Raw genomic sequence first — 6000 nt, forward strand, 5'->3', positions numbered from 1 at the left:
GCGCCTCCGCGACCCGAGGTGCCCTACAGCTCCGGCATCCCCGGAGCCGTCTTCGCCGGCCGCTCCTCCAGCGACTCGAGCGCCAGCCGGATCGCCTCGTCCAGCTGCACATCCCGGCCGGCCGCATGATCCTGCGGAGCCTGCACGACCTCCACGTCGGGATCGACACCGTGGTTCTCCACGCCCCAGCCGTAACCCTCGAGCCAGAACGCGTACTTGGGCTGAGTCACCAGCGTCCCGTCGACCAGCCGGTAGCGGCTGTCGATGCCGATGACCCCGCCCCACGTCCGGGTCCCGACCACGGGCCCGATCCCCAGCGCCTTGATCGCCGCGTTCACGATGTCCCCGTCCGACCCCGAGAACTCGTTCGCGACAGCGACGACGGGCCCCCGGGGCGCGTCCTCCGGATAGCTGTACGGCCGTAGCCCGCGCGGCAGGTCCCATCCGACGATCCGCCGCGCCAGCTTCTCGACGACCAGCTGGGACGTATGCCCGCCCCGGTTCTCCCGGACGTCGACGACCAGCCCCTCCTTCGCGACCTCGATCCGCAGATCACGGTGGATCTGGGCCCACCCGGGCGCCTGCATGTCGGGGACGTGCAGATACCCGAGCCGCCCACCCGACTTCTCGGCGACGTACGCCCGCCGGTCCGTCACCCACGCGTGGTAGCGCAACGGCTCCTCGTCCGAGATGGGTACGACGACCACGTGCCGCGAGTCACCGCCACCGGACGGCGAGATCGTCAGCTCGATGGGCTTGCCCGCCGTACCGACGAGCAGCGGGCCGGGCCCGGCCACCGGATCGACGGGCTGTCCGGCGACGGCGACGATCGCGTCGCCCGGACGCACCGCGACACCGGGTGCGGCGAGCGGGGAGACCCCGTCGGGGTCGGAGGTCTCGGCGGGCAGGATGCGGTCGATGCGCCACAGGGCAGCCGGGCCCTCGGGGCCTTCCTCGTGGCGGGAGATGTCGGCGCCGAGGAGCCCCTGCCGCTCACCGCTGCCGTATCCGCCGCGCGGGGTGACGTACGCGTGCGAGGTGCCCAACTCGCCCTGGACCTCCCAGAGAAGGTCGACGAGGTCGTCGTGGGTGGCGACGCGGTCGAGGATCGGCCGGTAGCGGTCGAGGACGCCGTCCCAGTCGACCCCGCCCATGTCCGGCCGCCAGAAGTTGTCGCGCATGATGCGACCGGTCTCGTCGTACATCTGCCGCCACTCGACGGCCGGGTCGACCGACTGCCGGACACGCGACAGGTCGACGGTGATGTTCGTGTCGCTCTCGTCGTCGTTGGAAGCGCGCCGGTCACTCGGTACGACCTTCAGCTTGCCGTCGGTCCACAGCAGCACCCGCTTCCCGTCGCCGCTGACGGCGAAGTGGTCGGCGTCCCCGGCGAGGTGCTCGATGCGCTGCTGGGCGAGGTCGTACCGCTCCAGCTCGGTCTTGGGGTCGGGGTCGTCCGGAGTGGCCCGGGACGAGCCGAGCACCCCCCGCACCGGGTGGCGCAGCCACAGCACCCCGTCCTTGGCGGCGCGCAGGTTGGTGTAGCGGGCGGCCTCGACCGGGAACGGCACGATGCGGTCGGCGAGCCCGTCGAGGTCGATACGGGTGGCCGGGGCGCCCTCGCTGTCCGGGGTCTCGTCCTTGTCCGGCGCCTCGAAGGGCCGCCCGTGCCGCTGCGGCCCGAAGGGCGAGGGCGTGGTCGCGGCGAGCGGGATGAGATGCGGACGCGAACCGCCGACAAAGGCCAGGTCGAACACGTGCTCGTCGTAGACGGGGTCGAAGGACCGCGCCGACAGGAAGACCAGATGCTTGCCGTCGACCGTGAACGCGGGCGAATAGTCCCGGAACCGAAGCGGAGTCGCTTCCGTGACCGACAGATCAGTGGTGTTGGCGAGCTTGAGCTGACGCAGCGGACGCGGCCCGGGATGGGACCAGGCCAGCCACGCCGAGTCCGGCGAGAAGACCAGCCCGGACACATCACCGTCACCGCTGCGGTCGACCTCGCGCACCTCCCCCGACTCCCGCTCGACGAGCAGCACCCGCCCGTCGTGGGAGGCGACGGCGGCCCGGCTGCCGTCGGGCGCCATGGCGAGCCCGAGGACCCGCCCGAGCTGTCCGGCGGCGAGCCGACGCGGAGTGGCCCCCGGCGCGACCCCGGTGGCCGGCGCGAACTCCAGCGCGTCGTCGCCCTCCGCGTCCGTCACCCACACGGCCCACTCCTCGCCGTCCACGCGGAAGGCGCGGGGCAGCCGGGCCCGTACGCCATGCCCGGAGGCAAGGACGCGAGCCGGCCCGGACCGGTGGGTGACCCAGTGCACGGACCCGCGCACCCCGATGGCGCTGCCGCGCCCGGTGTGGTCGGGCGCCCCGGAGTTGAACCAACGCGAGGCACTGACCGGATGCGGCTGGAGATCGACCCGCTGCCCGCCGAGCCGGATGTCGAGCCGTCGCGGCTCGGCCCCGTCGAGATCGTCGAGGATCCACAGCTCACCGGCGGAGGAGTACACGACACGACTGCCGTCGCTCGCCGCATGCCGGGCGTAGAACCCGTCGACGCCCGTGTGCCGCCGCAGATCGGACCCGTCCGCCAGGGACGAGTACAGCGCCCCGACCCCTTCGTGGTCGGAGAGAAAGGCGATCCGCTCGCCGACCCAGACCGGATACTCAAGGTTCCCGTCGATGTCGGCATGCAGCCGTACGAACTCGCCTCCGCCCTCCCTGTCGATCCACAACTTGCCCGCCGTACCGCCCCGATACCGCTTCCACCAAGCGGCTTCACGCCCCATGGGAGCGGAGAGGAGAACGGTCGCGGGCCCGTGGGCGACATCCCCAACGGGCCCGTACGGCAGGACAGTCGCCGGGCCGCCGTCGAGCGGGATCGCCCGGGCCCAGGAGCGGCGGAGGCTGGCCTGCCCCTGGGTGCTGATGGCGAGGACCTGCCCGTCGGGGGTCCAGCCGCGCACCTGTGTCCTCGAACTGCCCCAGTAGGTGAGCCGGTTGGCGGACCCGCCGTCGATCGGGGCGACATGCACCTCGGGGGCGCCGTCGCGGGTGGAGGTCCAGGCGAGACGGGTGCCGTCCGGGGAGATACGGGGGTGGGTCACCGGCACGTTGTCGGCGCTCACGCGCCAGGCCCGGCCGCCGTCGAGAGGGGCGACCCAGACGTCGTCCTCGGCGGTGAAGGCGACCGAGTCGCCGTGCAGATGCGGAAACCGGAGATACGCAGGCGAAGAGGGCTGAGTCACCCGATCACCCTAAGCAGCGATCACGCCACTGGACAGGGGTTTCGGTCAGTTCCTTACGCGCGCGGGATCGTTATTTGCCCTCGACGGGCAGACAGTTCGGATCCTTCTGGCACCAGATGGTCTTCGTCACGGTGACGGTCACGGTCGGCCCGGGCTCGCCGTTGTCCGGCGGGTTCCAGGTGACGGGCGGGGTGTACGTCGGTGTGGTGGGCGCGTCGCAGTTGCCGAGGCCGGTGACGCGGAACACCTGCTTGCCGTCGACCTTGGCGGTGAGGTCCCCGCGTACGCATCGGCCGTCGACGGCCCGGGTGACCCTGCCGGTGACGGTGATGTCCTTGCCGTCCCCGGTCTCGCCCTGACAGTCGACGCTCGCGACGGTGTTCACCGTCGCGGAGGGCGAACTCCCGGAGCCGGAAGCCTTGTTGCCGTCGACGGAGGCCGTGCAGGTGAGCCACTGGACGTCCACGTTCCGCCGTTCCAGCTCCTTGGTCGCGGTCTGGTCGGTGGTGAGGGAGACGGTGGCCGAAGTGAGCCCACCGGGGTCACAGGCGACGACACCGCTCACGGCGGCCACCACGAGTCCGGCCACCGCGACCGCCCTGCGGTGCCCGCGCGGCCGATGCGAAATCCGCCTCAAGGCCCCCATGGAGGGCAGCCTGCCACCGTCCCGCCCGACACGGAAGGGCGTAAACGGACAGGACCGGAGTCGGGACGGGACTCAGGACCAGCGTCCGGTACGGCCCAGCAACAGGGCCGTCGCCGCCGTCCCGGCGGTGGAGGTACGCAGCACACTGGCCCCGAGCCGGTACGCCTTCGCCCCCGCCTCCTCGAAGAGGGCCAACTCCTCAGGGGAGACGCCCCCTTCGGGCCCGACCACAAGCACGATCTCACCAGCGGACGGCAGTTCGGCGGTGGCGAGCGCCGCACTCCCGTACTCACGGTCCTCGTGCAGTACGGCGGCGAAGTCGGCGTCGGCGAGAAGTGCGGCGACCTGCTTGCTCGTTGCGGCGTCCGCGACCTCCGGGAAACGCACCCGGCGGGACTGCTTGCCGGCCTCCCGGGCGGTGGCCCGCCACTTGGCGAGAGCCTTCAGCCCACGGTCACCGCGCCACTGGGTGATGCACCGGGAGGCGGCCCAGGGAACGATGGCGTCGACACCGGTCTCGGTCATCGTCTCGACGGCCACCTCGCCCCGGTCGCCCTTGGGCAGCGCCTGAACGACGGTGATACGGGGCGACTCCGGGGCTTCCTCGACCAACGCCCCCAGTCGCAGGGTCAGTTGGTCCTTGCCCTCGACACCGACGACCTCGCCCTCGGCCCAGCGCCCGGCCCCGTCGGTGAGGACGACGGCCTCGCCGACCCGCAGCCGCTTCACGGAGACCGCGTGCCGCCCTTCGGGACCGTCAAGGAGGAACTGCCGTACGTCGGGCACCTGCTCAACGACGAAGACCGGCGCGGTCACGACGCCTCGCCCCCGTCCAGCAGCGCGGCCCGAGCGGCGGCGATCTCGTCGGCCAGCACAGCCACCAGCTCGCCCGCCGGCAGCTCCCGGGCCATCCGGTGCCCCTGTCCCGCCCACAGCGCCATGCCCTGTGCGTCGCCGGACGTGGCGGCCTTCTTGCGCAGCGGTGAGGTGAGGTGGTGGACCTCGGGGTAGGCGGCGGGGGCGTACGGGCCGTGCTCGCGCAGGAAACGGTTCACCAGCCCCCGGGCGGGCCGGCCGGAGAACGCGCGCGTCAGCTCCGTACGGACGAAGAGCGGGTTGGTCAGCGCCTGCTTGTGCAGGGCGTGGGCGCCGGATTCCGGGGTGGCGAGGAAGGCGGTGCCGAGCTGGGCTGCACTGGCACCCGCGGCAAGCACGGCGGCGATCTGGCTGCCGCGCATGATCCCGCCGGCGGCGACGAGCGGCAGGTCGACGGTCTCGCGCACCTGGGCGAGGAGGGAGAGCAGCCCGACGGCGGAACCGTCCGCCTCGGGATTGTCACGGTGGGTGCCCTGATGCCCGCCGGCCTCGACACCCTGCACGATCACCGCGTCGGCCCCGGCCCGCTGTACGGCGAGGGCCTCGTCGGCGGTGGTGGCGGTGACGAGGGTGAAGGTGCCGGCGCGGCGGAGGGAGTCCAGCACGTCGGGACTCGGCACCCCGAAGTGGAAGGAGACGACCGGTACGGGGTTGTCGAGCAGTACGGCGAGCTTGGCGTCGTAGCCGTCGTCGCGCCCGCTGTCCGGGTCGCCCAGCTCGGTGTCGTACCAGGTGACCTCGCCGGCGAGCTGATGGGCGTAGACCTCGACGGCGGCGCCATAAGGGGGCGCGGCGTCAGCCGCTCCGGTGGAGCCGGTGCTTGCACCGGGGTACTCGGGCTGCGGCATGAACAGGTTGACGCCGAAGGGGCGCCCGGTGATCCCCCGCAGCTGCTTGATCTCCTGATACATCCCGTCGGCGGTCTTGTACCCCGCGGCAAGGAACCCGAGCCCGCCCGCTTCGGCGACGGCGCCGGCGAGCTGGGGGACGGAGACGCCGCCCGCCATGGGGGCCTGCACGATCGGGTGAACGAAGAGATCGGTCAGCGCGGAGGACATGACGGCATGTTGTCACGTCCCCAGCACAAGGTCCGAATCAGCCCTGAAGCAGCTTCCTCGCCCCCGCCGCCCCTACCCGTTCCCATCCTCGGGGGCTCCGCCCCCGAACCCCCGCTCCTCAAACGCCGGAGGGGCTGACTACCAGCCCGTCCGGCGTTTGAGGACGAGGCCGTTC

The 6000-nt window shown here is 72.2% G+C and carries 4 protein-coding genes; all 4 read right to left on the reverse strand.

All coding sequences use genetic code 11. The annotated features are described in order from the left end of the window. Positions 1-23: 23 nt before the first annotated feature. The gene (locus tag ACFYXF_RS50435) at positions 24-3245 is read right to left on the reverse strand and encodes a S41 family peptidase (RefSeq protein WP_389360900.1); all 3222 of its coding nucleotides are present in this window, start codon (positions 3243-3245) and stop codon (positions 24-26) included. Between the two features lie 70 nt (positions 3246-3315). Next, on the reverse strand, positions 3316-3891 hold the full coding sequence (locus tag ACFYXF_RS50440) for a hypothetical protein (RefSeq protein ID WP_389360902.1): 576 nt from the start codon (positions 3889-3891) through the stop codon (positions 3316-3318). A 72-nt stretch (positions 3892-3963) separates the two neighbouring features. Continuing rightward, entirely contained in the window at positions 3964-4707 is a 744-nt protein-coding gene (locus ACFYXF_RS50445) for a 16S rRNA (uracil(1498)-N(3))-methyltransferase (RefSeq protein WP_389360904.1), read from the reverse strand. Further along, on the reverse strand, positions 4704-5825 hold the full coding sequence (locus ACFYXF_RS50450) for a nitronate monooxygenase (protein WP_389360906.1): 1122 nt from the start codon (positions 5823-5825) through the stop codon (positions 4704-4706). The genes ACFYXF_RS50445 and ACFYXF_RS50450 overlap by 4 nt, the downstream gene beginning before the upstream one ends. Between the last annotated feature and the right edge of the window lie 175 nt (positions 5826-6000).

Source organism: Streptomyces sp. NPDC002680, assembly GCF_042889145.1.
Lineage (GTDB): Bacteria > Actinomycetota > Actinomycetes > Streptomycetales > Streptomycetaceae > Streptomyces > Streptomyces adonidis.